Origin of the sequence: Pseudonocardia halophobica (genome assembly GCF_027922425.1) — a bacterium.
Classification (GTDB): Bacteria; Actinomycetota; Actinomycetes; order Mycobacteriales; family Pseudonocardiaceae; genus Pseudonocardia; species Pseudonocardia halophobica.
Window position 1 is genome coordinate 166,651 of sequence record NZ_BSFQ01000004.1, and the last position, 17,688, is coordinate 184,338.

15 protein-coding genes are annotated in these 17,688 nt (G+C 73.6%); 8 read left to right on the plus strand and 7 right to left on the minus strand.

The features are described 5' to 3' along the window. Positions 1 to 57 precede the first annotated feature (57 nt). The 3 genes from PKE99_RS07010 to PKE99_RS07020 all read right to left on the minus strand — a co-directional run bounded on the left by PKE99_RS07010 (position 58) and on the right by PKE99_RS07020 (position 2,992). The gene (locus tag PKE99_RS07010) at positions 58 to 831 is read right to left on the minus strand and encodes an N-acyl homoserine lactonase family protein (protein WP_037040643.1); all 774 of its coding nucleotides are present in this window, start codon (positions 829 to 831) and stop codon (positions 58 to 60) included. Continuing rightward, a complete protein-coding gene (locus tag PKE99_RS07015) occupies positions 828 to 2,174 on the minus strand; it encodes an MFS transporter (RefSeq protein WP_037040647.1) in 1,347 nt (448 codons plus the stop codon). The genes PKE99_RS07010 and PKE99_RS07015 overlap by 4 nt, the downstream gene beginning before the upstream one ends. Positions 2,175 to 2,323: 149 nt before the next feature. After that, a complete protein-coding gene (locus PKE99_RS07020; RefSeq protein ID WP_037040648.1) occupies positions 2,324 to 2,992 on the minus strand; it encodes a TetR/AcrR family transcriptional regulator in 669 nt (222 codons plus the stop codon). 159 nt (positions 2,993 to 3,151) lie between these two features. On the opposite strand from PKE99_RS07020, the gene PKE99_RS07025 reads away from it, so the two are divergent. The 5 genes from PKE99_RS07025 to PKE99_RS07045 all read left to right on the plus strand — a co-directional run bounded on the left by PKE99_RS07025 (position 3,152) and on the right by PKE99_RS07045 (position 8,270). Beyond that, entirely contained in the window at positions 3,152 to 4,051 is a 900-nt protein-coding gene (locus PKE99_RS07025) for a shikimate dehydrogenase (RefSeq protein WP_271214854.1), read from the plus strand. Continuing rightward, positions 4,041 to 5,891: a sugar phosphate isomerase/epimerase and 4-hydroxyphenylpyruvate domain-containing protein gene (locus PKE99_RS07030; protein WP_037041498.1), complete on the plus strand. Its 1,851-nt coding sequence runs from the start codon at positions 4,041 to 4,043 to the stop codon at positions 5,889 to 5,891. Before PKE99_RS07025 ends, PKE99_RS07030 begins: the two co-directional genes overlap by 11 nt. Positions 5,892 to 5,915: 24 nt before the next feature. Continuing rightward, positions 5,916 to 6,599 carry a response regulator gene (locus PKE99_RS07035; RefSeq protein ID WP_037040650.1) on the plus strand — a complete coding sequence of 228 codons (684 nt, stop codon included), beginning with the start codon at positions 5,916 to 5,918 and terminating at the stop codon, positions 6,597 to 6,599. Positions 6,600 to 6,641: 42 nt separating this feature from the next. Then, entirely contained in the window at positions 6,642 to 7,310 is a 669-nt protein-coding gene (locus PKE99_RS07040; protein WP_037040652.1) for a 2OG-Fe(II) oxygenase, read from the plus strand. Positions 7,311 to 7,388: 78 nt separating this feature from the next. Then, the gene (locus PKE99_RS07045) at positions 7,389 to 8,270 is read left to right on the plus strand and encodes an alpha/beta fold hydrolase (RefSeq protein WP_037040654.1); all 882 of its coding nucleotides are present in this window, start codon (positions 7,389 to 7,391) and stop codon (positions 8,268 to 8,270) included. A gap of 58 nt (positions 8,271 to 8,328) precedes the next feature. Here the strand turns inward: PKE99_RS07045 and PKE99_RS07050 are convergent, their stop codons facing one another. The 4 genes from PKE99_RS07050 to PKE99_RS07065 are packed head-to-tail and all read right to left on the minus strand — an operon-like array spanning position 8,329 to position 14,460. Beyond that, positions 8,329 to 9,462 carry a 3-isopropylmalate dehydrogenase gene (locus PKE99_RS07050; RefSeq protein WP_037040656.1) on the minus strand — a complete coding sequence of 378 codons (1,134 nt, stop codon included), beginning with the start codon at positions 9,460 to 9,462 and terminating at the stop codon, positions 8,329 to 8,331. Next, the gene (locus tag PKE99_RS07055; protein ID WP_037040657.1) at positions 9,459 to 11,639 is read right to left on the minus strand and encodes a hydantoinase B/oxoprolinase family protein; all 2,181 of its coding nucleotides are present in this window, start codon (positions 11,637 to 11,639) and stop codon (positions 9,459 to 9,461) included. Before PKE99_RS07055 ends, PKE99_RS07050 begins: the two co-directional genes overlap by 4 nt. Before the next feature lie 30 nt (positions 11,640 to 11,669). Then, positions 11,670 to 13,796, minus strand: a complete 2,127-nt coding sequence (locus PKE99_RS07060; RefSeq protein ID WP_037040659.1) for a hydantoinase/oxoprolinase family protein — start codon at positions 13,794 to 13,796, stop codon at positions 11,670 to 11,672. Position 13,797: 1 nt separating this feature from the next. Beyond that, positions 13,798 to 14,460, minus strand: coding sequence for a GntR family transcriptional regulator (locus PKE99_RS07065; protein ID WP_081923739.1), 663 nt, complete (start codon positions 14,458 to 14,460; stop codon positions 13,798 to 13,800). Positions 14,461 to 14,669: 209 nt separating this feature from the next. Between PKE99_RS07065 and PKE99_RS07070 the strand changes: the two genes are divergently transcribed. Genes PKE99_RS07070 through PKE99_RS07080 form a run of 3 tightly spaced genes read left to right on the plus strand, consistent with a single transcriptional unit; the run spans position 14,670 to position 17,666 of the window. After that, complete coding sequence (locus tag PKE99_RS07070; protein ID WP_037040661.1) at positions 14,670 to 16,109, plus strand: aldehyde dehydrogenase family protein; 1,440 nt, start codon at positions 14,670 to 14,672, stop codon at positions 16,107 to 16,109. 23 nt (positions 16,110 to 16,132) lie between these two features. Continuing rightward, positions 16,133 to 16,894: an SDR family NAD(P)-dependent oxidoreductase gene (locus tag PKE99_RS07075; protein ID WP_037041502.1), complete on the plus strand. Its 762-nt coding sequence runs from the start codon at positions 16,133 to 16,135 to the stop codon at positions 16,892 to 16,894. A gap of 13 nt (positions 16,895 to 16,907) precedes the next feature. Beyond that, positions 16,908 to 17,666, plus strand: coding sequence for a FadR/GntR family transcriptional regulator (locus tag PKE99_RS07080; RefSeq protein ID WP_231498032.1), 759 nt, complete (start codon positions 16,908 to 16,910; stop codon positions 17,664 to 17,666). The last annotated feature ends 22 nt before the right edge of the window (positions 17,667 to 17,688 follow it).

The window sequence follows — 17,688 nt, forward strand, 5'->3', positions numbered from 1 at the left end:
ACAACTCCCCGGCGGGGCGGACATGATCCCGAGTGCGAGGGGCACCACACGGGCGGCTCAGGCCACCCGGACCGCCGACACGCCCATGACCTGCGGGAACCGTGCGAAGACCGCGGGATCGTGCCCGGGGACCACCAGGTCGGGGGAGTCGGCGAGCTCCCGTGCGCGGTCGAAGCCGGCGTACATCGCGGGCGTCGAGTGCAGGATCGGGAAGAGCCGGTCCTGCTCGAGGTTCTCGTAGAAGTGGGCGGAGTCGGAGGCGAGCACCACCCAGCCCCGCTCGGTCCGGACCCGGGTGAGCTGCATCCCGGCGGTGTGCCCGCCCACGAGGTGGACCGACAGCCCGGGCGCGAGCTCGCGGTCGCCCTCGACCACGTGGAGGCGGTCGGGGGTGCCGAGGACCTCGCGGAGGTCGTCGTCGGACACGAGCCAGCGCTCGCGCGCGATGCGCTCGGCGACCGGCCCGGTCCAGTAGTCGGCCTCGGCCCGCTGCACCACCCGTCGCGCGCGGGGGAACCGCGCGACCGTGCCGGTGTGGTCGTAGTGCAGGTGCGAGAGCACGACCAGGTCGACGTCCGCGGGGTGGACCCCGAGGGCGGCGACGCCGTCGGCGGGGGAGCAGTGGAACTCCAGCCCGTCGAGCGGGATCCCGCGGTCGGGGTCGAGCCCGGCGTCGACGACGACGGCGCGCTGCGGCGAGACGGCCAGCCAGACGTAGTAGGCCGTCGGGTGCGGCTCGTCCCAGCGCTCGTCGTAGCCGAGGAAGTGCTGGCCGCGCCGCCCAGCACGCGAGGCGTACCGGACGGCGAAGACCTGGAACTCCTCGGTCACGGGGACACCGGTGCGGTGGCCTGCTGCTCGGGGCGGGCCGGGCGCTCGCCGAGCCGCTCGGTCGGCGTGCGGTAGTAGTCCCGGCCGGTGGCGACGGCGATGATGTTGAGCACGCAGACGGCCGCGACGAACCAGGCCACCGGGAGCCAGTCCGCGCCCTCGGGGCCGGCCAGCCCGGCGGCGATCGACGGGGCGAAGCCGGCGACGGCGAAGCCGATCTGGGTGCCGATCGCCATGCCGGACAGGCGGACGCGGGCCGGGAACATCTCGCCGTAGAAGGCGGGCCAGACGCCGCCCGTGGCGCTGTGCACGATGCCGAACATCAGGATGCCGACGAGGAAGATCAGCACGTAGTTGCCGATCGAGATGGAGCCGAGGTAGGCGAACATCATTACACCGCAGCCGAGCGAGCCGCCGATGAAGACCGGCTTGCGCCCGATCCGGTCGGCCAGCCGGCCGAACAGCGGCAGCGCGACGAGCGCGGCGACGTTGGCCAGCACCCCGACCCAGAGCATGGCGGAGCGGGACAGGCCCTCGACGTTGACCGCGAAGGACAGGGCGTAGACGGTGAAGATCGTGCTGACGGTGGCGATGGTCGACGCGACGACCACCCGCAGCACCGAGGTCCAGTGGTCCCGGAAGAGCACCGCCAGCGGCGCCTTCGCCACCTCGTGCCGGTCGCGCTCCTGCTCGAAGACGGGCGTCTCCTCGAGCGTGCGGCGGATCAGCAGGCCGACGACCACGACGATCGCGCTGAGCCAGAACGGTACCCGCCAGCCCCAGGTCAGCAGGGACTCCTCGGGCAGCACCGCGATCGGCAGGAAGATCGCGGTGGCCAGGATCTGGCCGAACTGCGTGCCGCTGAGCGTGTAGCTGGTGTAGTAGGCGCGGCGGTTCGCCGGCGCGTGCTCGAGGCTCATGGAGTTCGCCCCGGCCTGCTCGCCGCCGGCCGACAGGCCCTGCAGCAGGCGGAGCGAGACGAGCAGGATCGGCGCCGCGACGCCGATCGAGCCGTAGGAGGGCAGGCACCCGACGAGGAACGTGGCCGCGCCCATCAGCAGCACGGTGAAGACGAGTACGCGCTTGCGGCCGAACTTGTCGCCGATGTGGCCCAGCACGAACGCACCGACGGGGCGGGCGACGTAGCCGACGCCGAACGTCGCCAGCGCCAGCAGCGTGCCCGTGGCAGGGCTCTGCGCCGGGAAGAAGATCTTGTTGAACACCAGCGCCGCGGCGGTGCCGTAGATGAAGAAGTCGTAGTACTCGAGCGCGCTGCCGATCCAGGCGGCGAGCGCCGCCTTGCGCGGCTGGGCCGCCGGGGCGGCGGGGGTCGGTGAGGACACGTGGGCTCCCTGGAGTGATGCTCCGATGCACGACACAGCGGGACCGGGTCGGAACGGCTTATGTACCGCCTGGTTACGTACCGGATAGTGAGTTAGCTCCGGGGCGCTGTCAACCCCTGGCCGGCGATTCCCGGCGCCGGCAGGGGCCGTCAGGCTCTGCCGACGTGCGCGGTGAGGTACTCCAGGACCAGGTCGCCGAGCATGCGCCGGTAGTGGTCGCGCCGCCCGGGATCCAGCAGGTCGCGGTCGAAGACGGCCTGGAACGTGTGCCGGTTCGCGGTGCGGAAGATGCAGAACGAGCTGATCACCATGTGCACGTCGAGCGCGTCGACGTCCTCGCGGAACAGGCCGGCCCGGCGGCCGCGGTCCAGGATCCGGCCGAGCACGTCGACCGCGGGGGCGGCGAGCCCGGGCAGGATCGGCGAGGTCCGCAGGTGCTCGGCGTGGTGGATGTTCTCGATGCTGACCAGGCGGATGAAGGCGGGGTGCGACTCGTGGTGGTCGAACGTCAGCTCGGCGAGGGCGCGCATGGCCCGCGCGGGGTCGAGGTGGTCGACGTCGAGCTGCTGCTCCAGGGCGCGGATGCCCTGGTAGGCGCGCTCCAGGACGGCCACGTAGAGGCCTTCCTTGCTGCCGAAGTAGTAGTAGATCATCCGCTTGGTCGTGCGGGTGCGGGCCGCGATCTCGTCGACCCGGGCGCCCGCGTAGCCGCGGTCGGCGAACTCCGCGGTGGCGATGTCGAGGATCTCGGCGCGGGTGCGTTCGGCGTCGCGCTGGCGCTCCGGCGCACCGATCGGGCCGGTCGGCTGGGCACTCACGGGGTCGTCCCGACCGCTCGGCTCACGCGTCGGCTCACGTGGGGGGACACAGGGCGGCTCACGAGGCCGACGATATCCGGCTCACGCTTCCCTTCCGTCCTCCGAGCGGGTACAAGTAACTAACCGGTACATTCATCGACGGCGAGGGAGCCCGTGAGCATGTCCCAGGACCGCCTCCTGACCGGCCTGATCGGGGCCGGCATCGGCCCGTCCCTCTCGCCGGCGCTGCACGAGCGCGAGGCCCGCGAGCTCGGCCTGGACTGCACCTACACGCGGTTCGATCTCGACGAGCTGGACCTTCCCGCGGAGGCCGTCGGCGACCTGCTGGGCCGGGCACGGGCCGAGGGCCGGGCGGGGGTGAACGTCACCCACCCCTGCAAGCAGCTCGTGATCCCGCACCTCGACGACCTCTCGCCCGACGCGGCCGCGATCGGCGCCGTCAACACGGTCGTGTTCGACGGGGACCGGGCCGTCGGGCACAACACCGACTGGTCCGGGTTCCGCGACGGCCTCGTCGCCGGCCTGCCCGGCGTGCCGCTCGACCGGGTCGTGCTGCTGGGGGCGGGAGGGGCCGGCGCGGCCGCGGCGCACGCGCTGCTGAGCCTCGGCGTCGGGTCGCTCGCCGTGCTCGACGTCGACGCCGCCCGCGCCGGCCGCCTCGCCGACGCCCTCGGCGCGCGGTTCGGCGCCGGGCGCTCCCGCGGCGGGGCCGTCGCCGAGCTCGGGCACCGGCTGGCCGCGGCCGACGGCCTGGTGCACGCGACCCCCGTCGGGATGGCGGAGCACCCCGGCCTCCCGCTGCCGCCGGCGATGCTGCGCCCGGAGCTCTGGGTCGCCGAGATCGTCTACCGGCCGTTGGAGACCCCGTTGCTGCGGGCCGCGCGGGCGCGTGGCTGCCGCACGCTCGACGGCGGCCGGATGGCCGTCCACCAGGCCGCGGAGGCGTTGCGGCTGTTCAGCGGCCGCGAGCCGGATCCGGCCCGGATGCTGCGCCACCTCGCCGAGCTGGTCGGCGCGGACGCGGCGGGTGCCGAGGGGGGTGCCGGTCGTGTCGCGTGAACCCCGGACCGCCATCGCCACGGTGTGCCTGTCCGGCGCGCTGGAGGACAAGCTCCCCGCCGCGGCGGCCGCCGGGTTCGACGGCGTGGAGATCTTCGAGCCCGATCTCGTCGCCTCGCCGATGCCGCCCGGCGAGGTGCGACTGCGCTGCGCCGACCTCGGGCTGTCGATCGACCTCTACCAGCCCTTCCGCGACCTGGACTCGACCGATCCGGAGCGGTTCGCCGCGAACCTGCGGCGCGCGGAGCACAAGTTCGGCGTGATGGAGGCGCTCGGCACCGACACGGTGCTCGTCTGCTCCTCGGTCGCGCCCGACGCCGTCGCCGACGTCGACCTCCTCGCCGAGCAGCTCCACGCGCTGGCCGAGCGCGCCGCCGCCCGCGGGCTGCGGATCGCGTACGAGGCGCTGGCCTGGGGCCGGCACGTGAACACGTACGACCGCTCGTGGGAGGCCGTGCGCCGGGCGGACCACCCCGCGCTCGGCCTGTGCCTGGACAGCTTCCACATCCTGTCCCGCGGGTCGGACCCCGCCGCGATCGCCGACATCCCCGGCGACAAGCTGTTCTTCCTCCAGCTCGCCGACGCCCCGCACCTGTCGATGGACGTGTTGCAGTGGAGCCGCCACCACCGGCTCTTCCCCGGTCAGGGAGCGTTCGACCTGCCCGGCTTCCTCGCCCCGGTGCTCGCCGCGGGCTACACCGGCCCGCTGTCGCTCGAGGTGTTCAACGACGTCTTCCGGCAGGCCGACCCGGCCCGAGCGGCGGTCGACGCCCACCGGTCCCTGCTGGCGCTCGCCGAGGCCACCGCCGCGCGGGGCGAGGGTGCCGATCCCGTGGCGGAAGCAGCCCCCGAGCTGCACGGGCACGCCTTCGTCGAGCTCTCGGCGGACGAGTCACTGGCCCCGGTGCTGGCCGCGCTCGGCTTCGCCCGCACCGGCCTGCACCGCACCAAGCCCGTGGAGCGCTGGGAGCAGGGCGCGGCCCGGATCCTCGTGAACCGCTCCGGCGGCCCGGTCGCGGTCGCCGCGCTGGCCGTCGAGTCGGCCGACCCGCCCGCGGCGGCCCGCCGGGCGACCCGGCTGAGCGCGCCCGTCCTGCCCCGGGAGCGCGGGCCGGCCGAGGCCGATCTCGCCGCCGTGACCGCGCCCGACGGCACGGCGCTCTTCTTCTGCCGCACCGGCGCCCGGGCCGTCGAGGGGGCGGACTGGACCGGGGACTTCGTGCCCACCGGCGAGACGGCTGCGGACGACGGGGCGGGGATCGGTGTGACCGGGATCGACCACGTCGGCCTGGCCCAGCCCTTCGACCACTTCGACGAGGCCACACTGTTCTACCGCACGGTGCTGGGCCTGGAACCGGACGCGACCGGCGAGTTCGCCGCGCCGTTCGGCCTGGTCCGCAGCCGTGCCGTCGTCGACGCGCAGCGCCGGGTCCGGCTCGCGCTCACCGTGTCGCTGCTGCGGCGGGGCGAGTGGGCGCCGGGGGTCTCCGAGCCGCAGTACGTCGCCCTGGCCGTCGACGACGTCCTCGCCGCCGCCCGCGCCGCCCGCGCGGCCGGGGCACCGCTGCTGGCGATCCCGGACAACTACTACGCCGACCTCGACGCGCGGCTCGCCCTGTCGAAGGACCGGCTGGCCGCCTACCGCGACCTCGGGGTGCTGCACGAGGAGACCGCCGGGGGCGCCTACCTGCAGGTCTGCACCGAGGTGCTGGGCGGGCGGGTGTTCCTCGCGCTGGTCCAGCGCGTCGGCGACCACGACGGCTACGGCTGGACCGACGCGCCGGTCCGGATGGCCGCGCACCGCCGCCGACGGCTCGCCCGGGAGCGCGTGCGCGCCTGAGCGCGGCTGTGAGTGAATGGGGGCGTGCAGACCCGGGTCCTCGTCGTCGACGACGACAGGGCCATCGCCCGGGCCCTGCGGATCAACCTGACCGCGCAGGGCTACCACGTGACCCTCGCCGGCGACGGGGCCACGGCGCTGCGGGCGGCCGCGGACCGGCACCCCGACGTCGTCGTCCTCGACCTGGGCCTGCCCGACCTCGACGGCGCGGACGTCATCGCCGGCATCCGCGGCTGGAGCCCGGTCCCGATCATCGTGCTGTCCGCGCGGACCGACTCGGGGGAGAAGGTGGCCGCGCTCGATGCGGGCGCGGACGACTACGTCACCAAACCCTTCGGCATGGACGAGCTGCTGGCCCGGCTGCGCGCGGCCGTCCGGCGGGCGGGCGCGGCGGCGCCGACCGGCGAGCCCGTGCTGCGGCTCGGCGAGCTGACTGTGGACCTGCAGGCCAAGCGGGTGCACCGGGGCGACGCGGAGGTGCACCTGACCCCGACCGAGTGGGGCATCCTCGAGATGCTCGCCGGGCACCGCGGCAGGCTCGTCGGGCAGCGGGAGCTGCTGCGGCAGGTGTGGGGGCCGCACTACGAGGAACGCACCAACTACCTGCGGGTGTACCTGGCGCAGTTGCGGCGCAAGCTCGAACCCGACCCCGCGCACCCGCGGTACCTGATCACCGAGGCGGGGATGGGTTACCGGCTCGACGTCTGATTCCCGCCGGAACTCCGGCGTCGCCGCTGGTGGGGTGGAGGCATGGATCTCGCGGAGGAGCTCGACGGCACCGGTGTCGCGCACGTCCCGGGCGTGCTGTCCCCGGAGGAGTGCGCCGGGGTGGCGGCCCTGTTCGACGACGACGCGCGCTTCCGCAGCACCGTCGTCATGGCGCGGCACGCGTTCGGCGAGGGGACCTACCGCTACTTCGCCGACCCGCTCCCGGACGTGGTGCAGCGGCTGCGCGAGGAGTGGTACCCGCCGCTGGCGGAGATCGCGAACCGCTGGGCGGAGCGGCTGGGCGAGCGCACCTTCCCGCCCACGCTCGCCGGGCTGCGGGCGGAGTGCGCAGAACGTGGCCAGCGCCGGCCCACCCCGCTGCTGCTGCGGTACGGGCCGGGCGGGCACAACCGGCTGCACCAGGACGTCTACGGCGACCTGACCTTCCCGCTGCAGCTCCTGGTGATGCTCAGCCGGCCGGACGTCGACTTCACCGGCGGCGAGAGCGTGTTCGTCGAGCAGGTGCCGCGGCAGCAGTCGCGGCCGATCGTCGTGCGGCCCGGGCAGGGCGACGCCGTGGTGTTCCCGGTGCACCACCGGCCCGTCCGGGGTTCGCGCGGGGACCACCGGCGGCTGCTGCGGCACGGGGTCTCGGCGGTGCACACGGGGGAGCGGTACGTGCTGGGGATCATCTTCCACGACGCGCCCTAGTCACGAGCCGGGAGTGACGACGGTCGTCACGCCGCGCAGGACCGGCCCGGGGCGGCGCCGCGTGCGACGATCCCGTCCGTGGACCCGACCGCGACCGAGGACGCCCCCCGCTGGTTCCGGACCGCACTGGCCGAGCCGCCGGTGCACCGCGACACCGAGGTGGAGGGCGCGCGCGTGCACTACCGCGCCTGGGGCGAGGAGGGCCGGCCCGGGCTGGTCCTCGTGCACGGCGGCGCCGCGCACTCCGGCTGGTGGGACCACGTGGCGCCGTTCTTCTCGGCCGGTGCCCGGGTCGTCGCGCTCGACCTCACCGGGCACGGCGACAGCGACCACCGCGGTGCCTACGACCTGGACCTGTGGGCGCGCGAGGTCATGGCGGTGGCGGACGCGGGCGGCATCGCCGGGCCGCCGACCGTGATCGGGCACAGCATGGGCGGGTGGGTGACCGCGACCGTCGGCGCGCGGTTCGGCACCGAGGTCGACGGCATCGTGATCATCGACTCGCCGCTCAACGAGCAGCCTCCCGAGGAGGAGCGGCTGCGGCGCAAGACCCGCACCGCGAAGGTCTACGACGACCGCGAGACGATCCTCGGCCGGTTCACCACCATGCCGGCGCAGGAGGTCCTGCTGCCGTACGTGCGCCGGCACATCGCCGAGGAGTCGGTCAAGGCCGTCGACGGCGGCTGGAGCTGGAAGTTCGACCCGAGCCTGTTCGCCGAGCGCGTGCTGCTGCGGGACCTGCTGCCGGAGCTGAAGTGCCGCGCCGGTTTCCTGCGGTCGGAGTTCGGGCTGGTTCCGGACACGATGGCCGGCGAGATCGACGCCCTGCTCGGCCACCGCGTCCCGATCGTCGACCTCCCCGCCACGGGCCACCACCCCATGCTCGACCAGCCGCTGGTGCTGGTCACCGCCCTCCGCGCCCTCCTCCGGCAGTGGGCGGTGGACTCGCTCCCCGACTGAGGTCTCGTGGGACAGCACCGGTGTTCGTCTCGGCCTGGCGATGCTCGCGGATCCGCCCCTACCGGCCGGTGCGGGAGGGGGCGAGGGCGGCGAGGGCGGTCATCAGGGAGGTGGCGGGGTCGCCGACCGGGTCGGCCGAGCCGATCCGCTCGACGATCCGGGCTCCGATCTCGGCGGTGCTCGCGCCCATGGCCGGGCCCGCGAGGGCGGGCAACGTCGCGAGGACCGCAGCCGTCGCACCCTCCACTGCCAGGGCCGCTTCCCGTTCGCCCAGCGCCGCGAGGCACAGGGCGGCCGAGAGGGCGGCCGCGGCGGGGTTGGCGAGGCCCTTGCCCGCGATGTCCGGGGCCGACCCGTGGACCGGCTCGAACATGCTCGGCGCGGTGCCGAGCGGGTTGTGGTTCGCGCTGGCCGCGAGGCCCAGCCCGCCCTGCACCGTGGCGCCGAGGTCGCTGATGATGTCGCCGAACAGGTTGTCGGTGACCACCACGTCGAACCGGCCGGGGTCCAGCGGCAGGTGCTGGCACATCGCGTCGACGTGCACGTAGTCCCGCTCGACGTCCGGGAAGTCCTCGCCCACCCCCGCCACGACCTCCTCCCACAGCCGACCGGCGTGGGTGAGGATGTTCGTCTTGTGGCACAGCGTGAACCGCTTCCGGCGGGCGCGCGCCAGCCGGAACCCGAACTCCACGATCTCGCGGGTCGCGGGCACGGTGGACACCGAGTGCTGCAGCGCCACCGCCTCGGCGGTGCCGGCGTGGACGGTCTCGCCGCCGCCGGTGTAGAGCCCCTCGGTGTTCTCCCGCAGGATCACCAGGTCGCAGTTCTCCGGCGTCACGCCCCGCACCGGGGACTGCACGCCGGGGTAGAGCCGCACGGGGCGCACGTTCACGCTCTGCCGCAACGCGATCCGCAGCGCGACGATGAGCCCGCGCTCCAGCACACCCGGCGGCACCCGCGGGTCGCCGACGGCGCCGAGCAGGATCGCGTCGTGCCGGCGCAGCGCCTCGCGGGTCTCGCCGGGCAGGACGATCCCGGTGCGGAGATAGGGCTCGGCGCCCAGGTCGTAGTCCGTGGTCGAGGCGGTGAAGCCGAACCGGGCGGCCGCCGCGCGGACGCAGTCCACCGCGACGGCCGTGACGTCCGGCCCGATGCCGTCCCCGCCGATGACGGCCAGGTCGTAGCTGCTCACGCACGACCCCCGGCCAGCGCGAAGTCGCGCCAGTCCTTGCCGCCCACCGGCTCCGTGTCCACCCACAACGCCGTGACGCACTCCGGGCAGACGTAGGCGACGGCCGCCAGGTCGGCGTGCACGTCCACCCGCGAGCCGAGGTCCTCCGGTCCGAGGACGACGCGCCCGGCGATCGACTCCCATCCGTCGCCGAGGGGCCCGAGGACCGTGTCGCAGTGCCGGCACGCCGCGTGCCGCGTCCCCTCGTCGTCGACGAAGGTGACCAGCGAGGCGCCCCAGATCCCTCGTGAGTGGCGATCACCGCTACAGCGACCATCGGCACTCACAGGCGCAACCATCCGCGCCCGCCGAGCATCCCGGATCGACGCACGCAGCGAGTCGGTACCCGACTCGTTTACGGCGCCGTCGGACGAGAGCGCCACGCCGTACAGCCGCGCCGCCGCATCGAGCGACACCGCCCCCGCCGACACGTCCCCGGCGACGAGCGCCGGATCGCGGAGCAGGGGATCGCCGTAGCCCCCGCCGTTCTGCACGGTGCACTCGAAGACGTCCCCGTGCGCGATCCGCGCGGCGGGGGAGACGCCCGGCAGCACCTGGTGCTCGCCCGCCAGCTCGGTCAGCGCGCCCACCGGACGTCCCGAACCGAGGTGGTCCAGCACGCCGGAGCCGGTGACCCGTTCGAACCGCGCGCACGAGCCCGGCAGCCCGCCGAACAGCCCGGTCCGGTTCGGCACCGCGACGCCGTGCGTGCCCAGCACGCCCGTCACCTCGGTGGTGTCGACGGGCGTCAGCGCGAACTGGATGCCGTTGCCGCCGCGGAAGGTGCCGGCGCCGCCGGAGTCCGCGACCTGGCGGCGCCACAGGTAGAGCAGCGGGTGCCGCATCTCCTGCTGCTCGACGTCCGTGGCCCCGCCCGCGAGGATCACCATCGCGCCGCCCGCGTCGACCCCGTCCCGGAACGAGAACGCCGGCCCGCCCCACAGCAGCGAGTCCATGTACATCGACGCGAACGGCTCGCCGTGCTGGTCGATCCCGCCGAACTGGTTGAGCTGCCACGACCCGTCCGACGGGCCGAACGCGTGGTTCTCGTACTTCTCGCTGAACGACAGCATCTTCGCGATCGCGCCGCCCGCCGAGCATGTGGCCGTCCAGTTCGCGCCGGCCGCGCCGCCGGACACCGGCATCGGCTCGACGGCGGTGACGCACAGCCCGTCCGGCGCCACGACCTCGACCGGCCGCATCAGCCCGTGGTTCCACGCGATGTCGGACCCGAAGGTGCACAACATGAGCGTGGCGACGGCGCCGAGCAGGCCGCCGCGCGTCGTCATGCCGTAGGCGGGGGACTGGGGGCTGGAGTCGGAGAAGTCGAAGACGATGCGGTCTTCCGTCTTCGTCATCCGGCACGGGACCTGCAGCAGCTCGATGTCCCCGTCGGCGGACCCGGCGGGACGGTCGAGGTAGGACGTGTGCTCGTAGACCCCGTCCGGCAGCTCGCGCAGCATCGCCCGCAGCTCGGCCTCGGAGTTGTCCAGCGTGCGCTCCATCGTCGCCTTGACCTGGGCGGCGCCGTAGCGGTCGCACAGCTCGTGGAAGCGCTGCTCGGCCACCCGCAGGCCCGCGAGGAAGGCGCGGAAGTCGTTGGCGACCGTGTCGTGCATGCGGGAGTTGAGGACGATCGTGTCCCACAGCTCCTGGTTGAGCACGTCCCGGCGCACGATCCGGCCCGGCGGGATCCGGATGCCCTCCTGGAACACGTCCGTGGCCGTGGTGCACCAGCTGCCCGGGTCCATGCCGCCCAGGTCGACCTGGTGCGCCATGCAGCCCAGCCACGCCACGATCTCGCCGTCCCGGAAGACCGGCTTGCAGAACTGGACGTCGTTCTGGTGCATGGCCGCGAGGTACGGGTCGTTGATGATGAAGACGTCGCCGGGCTCGATGTCGTCGTAGCGGTCGAGGAAGACCTCGATCGCCATGGCGCCCGTGTAGATGGGCGTGAGCAGGTACGTCCCGATGATCGCCATCTCGCCGGCGGCGGTGTAGATGCCGAAGTTGTAGTCCGTGGCGTGCACGACCGGCGAGCCGGAGACGTGCTCGACCGTCGTGGCGCCCTCGGAGTTGATGGACCAGAGCTTGTGCCGGATGACCTCGTAGGTGACCGGGTCGACCGCGGTGGTCATGTCTGTTCTCCCTCAGCGGTTCCGGACGGCTCAGCGGTTCCGGATGACGATGTCGCCGGAGCCGTCCACCTCGGCGTCCTGGCCCGGGCCGATCACGACCGTGGTGTCCCGCAGCTCCACGATCGCCAACCCCTCGATGTGCAGCCCGTCGTGCAGGTGCTCGGCGCGGTAGACGGTCGCGTCCCGCCACTCGCCGCCCGAGAAGACCTTCCGCAGCCCCGGCTCCCCGGCGGCCTCGCCCAGCGCTCCGGTGTCGAAGTCCGCCCTGGGCACCGGGCTCGTCGCCACCACGCGGAAGGTGGTGATCTCCACGCCACCCTCGAGGAACGCGGCGCCCTTGCCGAAGCGGCCCTCGTAGACCTCGACGAACCGCTCGACCATGCCGTTGACGTCGGCCGCGGTGAGCACGTCGGACTCGAACGGCACCGTGAGCACGTGGATCTGCGCACGGAAGCGGATCTCCACCGAGCGCACGTAGCGGATGGAGTCCTCGGCGGCGCCCGCGGCCACGAGATCCCGACGGGCACGGGCAGCCAGCTCGTCGAACGTGGCGTTGAGCTCGGCCGGGGGCAGCGCGGACGCGTGGTCCGTGGTGCCGGGCGGGGTCTGCATCGGCTTCGACAGCTCCTCGACCATGGTCAGGTCGGAGCAGCCGATGCCGAACGCCGAGTGCACGGACGCGGTGATCGGCACGACGATCTGCGGGCAGCCCAGCTCGGCGCCGTAGGAGAAGGCGTGCAGCGGGCCCGCGCCGCCGTAGGCGAACACGGCGAAGTCCGTCGGGTCGTAGCCCTGCTCGACGGTCACCTGCCGCACCAGGTCCGCCATGCGGGCGTCGACGATGGTCTTGATGCCCTCCGCGGCCTGCTCGACCGTGAGCCCGGTGGGCTTCGCGACGTGCTCGTCGATCGCGCCACGGGCCTTGTCGACGTCGAGGGTCAGCCTGCCGCCCAGGAAGTTGTCCGGGTTGAGGTAGCCGAGTACGAGGTCGGCGTCGGCGACCGTGGGCAGGGTGCCACCGCGGCCGTAGCAGGCGGGGCCGGGGCGCGCGCCCGCCGACTCGGGACCGACCTGCAGCACGCCGCCCCGCACCGAGGCGATCGAGCCCGCGCCCGCGCCGATCGCCCGCACCGCCACCGACGGCAGGGCGAGCTCGTCGCGCCCGATCAGGGTGGTGTTGGACATGACCGGGCGCCCGTCGAGCACCAGGCCGACGTCGAAGCTGGTGCCGCCCATGTCGGTGGTCACCACGTTGCGGTGGCCGGAGCGTGCCCCGAGGAACTGCGAGGCGACGACGCCACCGACCGGGCCGGACATCACCGTCGCGGCTGCGCGCTTCTCCACCTCGGTGAAGGTCGCGAGGCCACCGTTGGACTGCATGAGCAGCGGATCGGCGCGGAGCCCGGCCTTCGAGAGCGTCGACTCGAAGGAGTCGAGCGAGGTCTTGAGGACGGGGCGCAGGCTGGCGTTCACCGCCGTCGTCAGCGTGCGTTCGTACTCGCCGATGCGCGGCAGGAACTCGCTCGACAGCGTCACCGAAGCGCCCGGCACCTCCTCGGCGATGATCTCCGCGACGCGGCGCTCGTGGGCCCCGTTCGCGAAGGACCAGAGCAGCGAGACCGCGAAGACCTCGGCGCCCGCCGCACGGAGCTCGGCGAGCGCGCGCCGGACGTCCGCCTCGTCCAGCGGGCAGACCACGCGCCCGGCGTAGTCGATCCGCTCGGTGACCTCGGCCGTCAGCCGGCGGGGGACGGCCGCGGGCTGCTTGACGAGCGTGCGGAAGCGCTTGACCTCCTCCTCGTCCAGCCCGATCCCCTTGAACCCCCGCATGATCGTGAGGGTGTCGCCGAAGCCGCGGGTCTGGATGAGGCCCACCTTCTTCGTGCGGCCCTCCAGCATCGCGTTGGTGGCGATGGTGGTGCCGTGGGCGAACACCTCCACGGCCCCGAGCAGCTCCGCGAGCGGGACGCCGCGCTCCTCGGCGGCGAGCTCGAGGGTGTCCAGGACGCCCTGGGCCGGGTTGTCCGGCACGGTGGAGGACTTGTAGCGGCCGACCCGGCCGGCTCTGCCGTCCGGACGGGCTCCGCCGTCGGCGTCGATCACCACCGTGTCGGTGAAGGTGCCGCCGATGTCGGAGGCGACGTAGTAGGTGGGCATCTCACTCCCCGTTGCTGGAAACCTGGGCTCGGGCCCGGAGCTCGCTGATGGTGGCCTCGATGTGCGCGCGGGCCAGGCGCTCGGCGGCTGGGCCGTCGCCGGCCTCGATCGCGCCGACGATGGCGGTGTGCTCGGCGACCGCCCGCACCGCGCTGTCCCGCTCCACGAGCGCGACGGGTGCGAACACCTGGGCGGTCATCCGCAGGATGGGCGTCTGCGCGACCACGAACTCGTTGCCGGACAGGTGGACCACGTCCTCGTGGAACGCGACGTTGAGCGCCGTGTAGGTCTGCGGCTCCCACGGGTCCAGCGCCGCCCGCTGCCGCGCGATGACGGCGTACAGCTCCCGCACCCGGCTCGGCGGGGCCGGGCGCTCGGCGGCGAGCCGCGCGGCCAGCCCGTCCACCACCGCGCGCAGCTCGTAGGCGGCGAGCAGGGTGGGGAGGTCCCCGGTGACGACGCGGGCGCCCTGGCCGGGGGTGAGCCGGACCAGTCCGTCCTGCTCGAGGGCCCGCAGCGCCTCGCGCAGCGGGGTGCGGCTGACGCCCAGCTCCGCGGCCAGCTGCTCCTGCCTCAGCCAGGTGCCGGGCGCGTACCGGCGGGCGTAGATGCGCTCGCGCAGCAGGGACGCGAGCTCGTCGACGAGGGGTACGGCGGTGCCCACCGGGATCTCCCTCCGTCGTTGGATACAGCGGTCCGACCCTGGCCGATCGACGACGCTCTCGTCAAGGCGTGGCGATGGATGCACCCTTTGAGCTGGGGTTCTTGACGTCGCCGGAGCACGGAAGGCATGCTGCGGACACGGGAGCTGGTCGGACCAGCTCACCGGCACACCGCCAGTGTTGTCGCAGTGTCGTCGCAAGGAGCCGCCCCATGCTCGAGAGCCCAGCCGGACTGCCGATCGGAACGGAATGGCGCACCGACCTCGACACCGCGCCGGTCGTCTTCCCGTACGACGGATCGGTGGTCGCGCACGCGCCCGTCGGGACCGTCGAGCACGCCCGGGCGGCCCTCGAGGCCGGCGTCGCGGCGGTGCGGCCCGTCGGGAAGCTGAGCTCCGCCGTGCGCCGGCAGATCCTCCTCGACGTCGAGCGGGAGATCGCCGCGCACCAGGACGAGCTGGTCGACCTGCTGATCCTCGAGACCGGCAAGACCCGCGCGGACTGCGTCGTCGAGGTCACCCGGACGCTGTTCACCTGGGCCGCGGCCGCCGAGGAGGTCTCGCACCTGCACGGCGAGACCGTGCCCCTGGACATGCAGGCCTCCGGGACTGGGATGGTCGGGTTCTGGCAGCGCAGGCCGATCGGGCTGGTCATCGGGATCGCCGGGTTCAACGGCCCGTTCCTGCTGGCCAGCCACAAGATCGCGCCGTCCGTCGCGGCGGGCTGCCCGGTGATCTGCAAGCCCGCGCCCGCCACGCCGCTGGCCACCCTCTGGCTGGCCGACGTCGTGCGCCGTGCGGCCGTCGCGAACGGGGCGCCCGCCGAGATCTGCCAGGTCGTGACGGGCGACGCCGAGGTGGGGCGCACGTTGGTGACCGACCCGCGGGTCGGCGCGGTGTCGTTCACCGGCTCCGCGGCCGTCGGGCACCGGATCGCACGGGACGCGGCGCCGCGGAAGACGTTGCTGGAGCTGGGGTCCAACGCCGCGCTGGTCGTGGACGTGGACGCCGACCTCGACGCCGCGGCGGACGCCGTGCTGCGCGGCGGCTTCTACTTCAACGGCCAGGCCTGCATCGCCGTGCAGCGGATCCTGGTGTGCGAGCCGGTGGTGGACGCGTTCGTCGGGAAGCTCACCGCGCGCGTCGGCGAGCTGACCGTCGGGGATCCGCGGGACCCCGCCACCCGCGTCGCGCCGCTGATCAACCAGGCCGCCACCGACCGCGTGCTGGAGTGGCTCGCCGAGGCCGAGCAGGCCGGGGCGAAGGTGCTGCACGGCGGCCGGGTCGTGGACCGCACCGTCGAGCCGACGATCCTGCTCGACGTTCCCGAGACCGCGAACGCCTGGTGCGAGGAGATCTTCGCGCCGGTCGTGGCGATCCGCTCGGTGCCGGACCTGGAGAGCGCCCTGGAGGCGGTCAACCGCTCGCGGTACGGCCTGCACGCCAGCGTGTTCACCCGGTCCCTGGCCACGGCGTTCGCCGCGATCGAGGAGCTCGAGGTGGGCGGCGTCGTGATCAACGAGGTGCCCGGCTTCCGGTCGGACATCATGCCCTACGGCGGGGTGAAGGACTCCGGGATCGGCCGCGAGGGCCCGCGGTTCGCGATCGAGGAGCTGACCGTGACCCGGATGGCGATCATCCGGCCGTCCTGAGAGGACATCCAGTGAGCAACCCGGTGGACTACCAGAACCTGTTCCGGCTCGACGGCAGGCGCGCGCTGCTGATCGGCGCGGGCGGCATCGGCGGGGAGGCCGGGCTCGCGCTCGCCGCGCACGGCGCGCAGGTCGTCGCCGCGGACCGCGATCCCGCCGTCGCGAAGGCCACCGCCGAGGCCGTGTCCGGTGAGTCCCTCGAACTGGACATCACCGACCCCGAGGCGGTGGAGCGCGCCGCGGAGCAGCTCGGTGACCTCGACGTCGTCGTGCTCACCGCCGCGATGAACGTGCGCAAGCGGATCCTCGACTACACCCCGGAGGAGTTCGACCGGGTCGTGAACCTGAACCTGCGCGGCACGTTCTCCGTGTTCCGGGCGTTCGGCGCGCGGATGGTGGCGCGGGGGAGCGGCAGCATCATCGGCTTCTCGTCCATCCGCGGGCGGACCGTGGAGCCGGGGCAGTCCGTCTACGCCGCGACCAAGGCGGGGCTGGAGATGCTGGTGCGCACCGCCGCCGTCGAGTTCGGCGAGGCGGGGGTGCGGGTCAACGCGATCGCGCCCGGCGTCGTCGAGACCCCGCTGACCCAGCAGATCAAGAACGACCCGGGCTGGTACCAGGCGTACGCCACGAAGGGCGCGCTCGGCCGCTGGTCGAAGCCCTCGGAGCTGGCGGGGGCCGTGGTCTACCTGGCGTCGGACGCGTCGAGCTTCGTCACCGGCTCCACGCTCGCCGTGGACGGCGGGTGGACCGCCGTGGACGGCCGGTTCACGCCGCCCACCTGACAGACTGCTCACCGTGACCCTCCCGCAGACCCGCGCCTTCCAGAAGGTCGTGGACTACGTCGAACAGGCGATCGCGGGCGGCGAGCTCGCGCCCGGCGACCGGCTGCCCAGCGAGCGGGAGCTGGTGGAGCGCTTCGGGATCGCGCGGTCCTCGGTGCGCGAGGCGCTGCGTGTGCTGGAGAGCATGGAGCTGGTGCGCTCGCAGCCGCGGGACCCGCGCGGACCGCTGGTGCTGCCCGCGTCCACCGGCCCGATCCGCCGGACGCTGCAGATGCTCACCGCCACGAACGCGGTGAGCCTGCCCGAGCTCGTCCAGTTCCGGATGGTGGCCGACGCCGCGGCCAACCTGATGGCCGCCACCCGCCGCACGGACGCGCAGCTGCTCGGGCTGGAGCGGAACATGGCCCGGATGCGGGAGTCGATTCCGTTGGGCTACAGCGCCTTCAGCCGGCTCGACCTCGAGTTCCACGAGCTCATCGCGGTGGCGGGCGGGAACACGCTGGTACAGCTGTACGGGGACGTCACGCGCGAGTCGGTGCTCACGCTGATCCAGCAGACGATCCTCGACGCCGGCGACCGGGAGGCGCTGATGCGCCGCTCGGTCCGGCACCACGCCGCGGTCTACCAGGCGATCGCGGACCGCGACGGCCGCCTGGCGAGCCGCCTGGCCCGCGAGACGATGTACGCCTACTACGCGGACCACGTGGACGAGGCCGACCGGGCGATCATGGCCGACCTCGTCCGGGAGTGCGGCGGCACCGTGCCGTCCTGAGCCGTCGTGAGTGGCGATAGTC